Below are 4,093 nucleotides of genomic sequence, written 5' to 3'. Positions count from 1 at the left end.
CGCGGACGTTCTTCAGCACCGGCAGCAGGTGGTCGAGGTTGTGACCGTCCACCGGGCCGACGTAGTGGAAGCCCATCTCCTCGAACATCGTGCCCCCGCCCACCACCAGCGAGCGGGCGTACTCCTCCGCCGCGGCGGCGCGCTGGTAGATCGACTTGGGCAACAGCTTGCCGAGCTGCTTGGCCGCATCGCGCAGGGTCCGGTACGTATCGCCGGAAGCGAGGCGGGCGAGGTAGGCCGACATCGCCCCCACCGGCGGGGCGATGGACATGTCGTTGTCGTTGAGGATGACGATCAGGCGCGAGTGCAGGGCGCCGGCATTGTTCATCGCCTCGTAGGCCATGCCCGCCGACATCGACCCGTCGCCGATCACCGCCACCATGTTGCGGCGCTTCAGCCGGTCCGCGGTGCCCCGCGCCTTGGCCGCCGCCACGTCGAGGTCCCGGCCCACCGCCATGCCCAGCGCCGCCGAGATCGAGGTCGAGGAATGCGCCGCCCCGAACGGGTCGTAGACGCTCTCCGAGCGCTTGGTGAAGCCCGACAGGCCCCCGCCCTGGCGCAGGGTCCGGATCCGGTCCCGGCGACCCGTCAGGATCTTGTGCGGGTAGCACTGATGCCCGACATCCCACACGATCCGGTCGTCGGGCGTGTCGAACACGTGGTGCAGCGCCACCGTCAGCTCGACCACCCCGAGGCCCGAGCCCAGATGCCCCCCGGTGATCGACACCGCGTCGATCATCTCCGCACGCACCGCATCCGCCACGGCCTGAAGCTCCGCCTCAGGCACGCGCCGCAGATCCGACGGCTCGTTCACACGATCCAGCAACGCTGATTGCTCAGGGGTGATCGGCACGGTCAAAACCTCATCTCACACGGGATCGACCCGAGACCTTCACGACACATCGAGGGGCGCGACACCATCGGGCCGACCGTCGGCGGTCAGCGTGATCCGCTGGATCCGCGCCTCGGCCTGCTTCAGCAGGACCTCGCAGCGCCGCTTCAGTGCCTCGCCGCGCTCGTAGATCGCCACCGATTCGTCGAGCGGCACGTCGCCGCGCTCAAGCTTGCGCACGATCTCTTCGAGGTGCTCCAGGGCCTTCTCGAAGGGCAAGGCGTCGATCGACGGATCGGTCTCTGGTCTGTCTGCGGTCATCCCTCACCCATCCTTTGTCCGGTTCTAAGGCGGCTTGCGAAGCGGGGACAACCCGGCTCGCCCGGAGGCGATCGTTCCATCCGGCGCTTTTGCCCCGGACGGGAGCGTTTGCGCCACACTCTTCTCCCCGAACGATCACGCCAGCGTGAGGCGAAAGGGTGTTCCCTCGAAGGCGTCGGCCCCGCGCCCGATCCGCTCGATGGCGGCGACCATCCGGCCCGAACGCCCGAGCAGGCGGTCGGCGATCTCCACCAGCAGGCGGTTGGGGGTGGCGGACGGCGAGGCCGCCCGGAGGGCGTCGGCGATGGCGCCCTCGTCGCGCTCCGGCGCCAGGGCGCAGGCGGCGATGTAGGCGGCGGCCGGGGAGCGGCTGATCCCGGCATAGCAATGGACCACCAGCGGCTTCTCCCGCGGCCAGCGGCGGAGGAAGGCGAGGATGTCCGCGACATGATCCTCTGCGGGCAGGACATGCCCGTCGCGCGGTGCGGCGATATCGCTCACGCCGATCACGACGTGGTTGCCGGCGGTGATGGACGCGGGCCGCTCCGGGTTCGTGCCCACGGTGGCCAGGGTCAGGACGTGGCTGGCCCCCGTCGCGGACACGGTCTCGGACAGGCGCGAGAGGGGGCAGACGTGCAGGCTCGGCATGGCCCGCCCCGTGGCCTGCGATCATGTCCGATCGAGGGCGGACGGGGCGAGCCTCCACCCCAGAGCCGCCGATGGCCCGTCGTGGAAGGTGGGAGATGAAGGTCCCGGCAGGCACCGCCGCTTCTGATGGCGGGGTACGGCGCATCCGGGACCGCGGCGAATCAGGCGTTCAACGCCAGGGCGTGAGGATTCCCGGCGAGGCCGGCGCAGAGGTCGTCGATCTCGGTGAGATCCAGGGCGTCGCCGGTCTGGCCGGCGATGGTGTCGATCAGGTGGTCCTGACGGGGGTCGAACGGGTGACCCTGCATCCGGTAGAACTGGTAGTATCGCAGCGCGGCCAGGACGGTGTCGCGTTCGCGGTCGGTTACGGTGAAGTTCTGCATGGGTCTTGGCTTCCCCTTGTGGCTTCAGCGAACGCCTGGACCGGACCGCGACGCCTCGGTCCAAGCTTGGCCATTGTAGCCCGCGTGTCACAAACCCACCAGTTCTTGACACATCGAGGGGACGTGATTCGTTTCAGTTAGGATTTTGTGCCGTCAGGCCGCGTCTCCGGCGCGAGGACTTATCGAGACTTTATACCGGCCTCGACCTTGCCCGGCGGACGTGTCGCCGCATCGGGTTGCAGGGCGGAAGGCCGGTCCCACCTCGTTTCCGGAACGGGATGCTTCGACCGGAGCCTGATGGCGACCTTCTTCACCGCCGACACGCATTTCGGCGATCCGCACGTCCTGCGTCATGGCCGGGCGCAGTACGTTTCCGTCGCAGCGCATGATGCGGCCCTGATCGACGCCTGGAACGCGGTGGTCGGGCCGGAGGACACGGTCTGGCACCTGGGCGACTTCGCCGTGGAGGCGAGCCGGGAGCGCTGCGCCGCGGTCTTCTCGGCCCTGCACGGGACCAAGCGGCTGGTGCGCGGCAACCACGATTCGAACCGGGTGCTCGACCTGCCCTGGGCCGATCCCCCCGTGGAGAGTGCCCGCCTCACCCTCGCCGACGGGCGGGGCCGGGACTGGCGCCTGTTCCTGTCCCACTACGCCCACCGGGCGTGGCCCGGCCTGTGGCGGGAGACCCTCCACCTGTTCGGTCACAGCCACGGCTGGCTCCCCGACACCAGCCGCTCCTGCGATGTCGGCATCGACGCCTGCGACGGACGACCGGTGGACCTCGACGCCATCCTCGTCCGGCTGGAGGCGGCCGAACTGGTGCCGGAGGAACTCGCCCGGCACGGGGTGCGGTGAGGTTCGCTTCCGGGCCAAGCACCGCCGGCAATTGCCTTCCCACCCCGTTTTCGTGTATCCGCACGGCGCGCCCCCGAGACACCCTTGGAGGCAGGGGCGCGCCGGGAAGGCCTCAGCCGTCCGCATCGGACGGCTTTTTCGCGTTCCGGCTCCAGTTCAATCGAAGGATCACGCCATGAGCGCAGTCAAGTCGCTTGAGGCCGTGGCACGCGACCGGGTCGGCAAGGGGGCCGCCCGGGCCGTTCGTCGCCAGGGCCAGATTCCCGCCGTCGTCTACGGCGCGGGCCAGCCGCCGGTCTCCATCGCCATCGACCTCATCCGCACCCGCACGCTGATCTACGCCGGCGGTTTCAAGACCACCGTGTTCGAGATCAACGTCGGCGGCCGCAAGCTGCGGGCCATCCCGCGCGACTTCCAGCTCGACCCGGTGAACGGCGCGCCGCTGCACGTCGACTTCCTGCGGGTCGTCTCGGGTCAGACGGTCACCGTCGCGGTGCCGGTGCACTTCATCAACGAGGACGAGGCCCCCGGCATCAAGCAGGGCGGCGGCACCCTCAACATCACCGCCCATACCCTCGAGCTCGATGTGGCCCCCGATCGGATCCCCGATGCGATCGAGGTGGACCTGAAGGGCCGCCAGATCGGCGACGTGATCCACGTCTCCGACGTGAAGATCCCGGCCGGCACCTACACCGGCGAGGCGACCGATCCGGTGGCCAACATCGTGCCGCCGACGGTGCTGGGCGCCGAGGTCGAGGCCGAGGAGGCTGCGATCGCCGAGGCGCAGTCCGCCGAGGCCGCCGAGGAGAAGGCCGAGGCCGAGGCCGAAGCCGCCGAGGAAGAGGCCGAGAAGAAGAGCGAGTCCGAGGACTGATCCTCCGGCTCGTATCGCTGAACGGCAGAAAGCCCCGGTCGCAAGGCCGGGGCTTTTTTCGTGCGTCCGGTTCCACGGGTCCGGTGCGTCCCCGCTCCACCCCTCGCCCTCATCCTGAGGTGCGGCGAAAGCCGCCTCGAAGGAGGGCTCCAGACAGCGCGGCGATCCCTGGAGCCCTCC

Annotated in this window: 6 protein-coding genes; 2 read left to right on the top strand and 4 right to left on the bottom strand. The window is 69.5% G+C overall.

The features are described 5' to 3' along the window. The 4 genes from MFF22_RS24445 to MFF22_RS24430 form a co-directional block, all read right to left on the bottom strand. The coding region (locus tag MFF22_RS24445) for a 1-deoxy-D-xylulose-5-phosphate synthase N-terminal domain-containing protein (RefSeq protein ID WP_373320322.1) at positions 1-853 on the bottom strand (853 nt) is incomplete at its 3' end. 39 nt (positions 854-892) lie between these two features. Further along, positions 893-1,153, bottom strand: a complete 261-nt coding sequence (locus tag MFF22_RS24440; RefSeq protein ID WP_238253361.1) for an exodeoxyribonuclease VII small subunit — start codon at positions 1,151-1,153, stop codon at positions 893-895. 135 nt (positions 1,154-1,288) lie between these two features. After that, positions 1,289-1,801, bottom strand: coding sequence for a tyrosine phosphatase family protein (locus MFF22_RS24435; protein WP_238253359.1), 513 nt, complete (start codon positions 1,799-1,801; stop codon positions 1,289-1,291). 161 nt (positions 1,802-1,962) lie between these two features. After that, entirely contained in the window at positions 1,963-2,184 is a 222-nt protein-coding gene (locus MFF22_RS24430) for a hypothetical protein (RefSeq protein WP_238253357.1), read from the bottom strand. Between the two features lie 297 nt (positions 2,185-2,481). Between MFF22_RS24430 and MFF22_RS24425 the strand changes: the two genes are divergently transcribed. Both MFF22_RS24425 and MFF22_RS24420 read left to right on the top strand, forming a co-directional pair. After that, entirely contained in the window at positions 2,482-3,039 is a 558-nt protein-coding gene (locus MFF22_RS24425; RefSeq protein WP_238253355.1) for a metallophosphoesterase, read from the top strand. Positions 3,040-3,214: 175 nt separating this feature from the next. Next, positions 3,215-3,913, top strand: a complete 699-nt coding sequence (locus tag MFF22_RS24420) for a 50S ribosomal protein L25/general stress protein Ctc (RefSeq protein ID WP_238253353.1) — start codon at positions 3,215-3,217, stop codon at positions 3,911-3,913. Positions 3,914-4,093 lie beyond the last annotated feature (180 nt).

This window comes from Methylobacterium persicinum, from assembly GCF_022179525.1.
GTDB lineage: Bacteria > Pseudomonadota > Alphaproteobacteria > Rhizobiales > Beijerinckiaceae > Methylobacterium > Methylobacterium persicinum.
This window is presented reverse-complemented; position numbering and strand designations above follow the sequence as displayed.

Bases quoted from the DNA above. Each gene is read 5' to 3' on its own strand.
- MFF22_RS24420 (WP_238253353.1), top strand. From the start codon at position 3,215: ATGAGCGCAGTCAAGTCGCTTGAGGCCGTGGCACGCGACCGGGTCGGC.
- MFF22_RS24435 (WP_238253359.1), bottom strand. From the start codon at position 1,801: ATGCCGAGCCTGCACGTCTGCCCCCTCTCGCGCCTGTCCGAGACCGTG.
- MFF22_RS24440 (WP_238253361.1), bottom strand. From the start codon at position 1,153: ATGACCGCAGACAGACCAGAGACCGATCCGTCGATCGACGCCTTGCCC.
- MFF22_RS24430 (WP_238253357.1), bottom strand. From the start codon at position 2,184: ATGCAGAACTTCACCGTAACCGACCGCGAACGCGACACCGTCCTGGCC.
- MFF22_RS24425 (WP_238253355.1), top strand. From the start codon at position 2,482: ATGGCGACCTTCTTCACCGCCGACACGCATTTCGGCGATCCGCACGTC.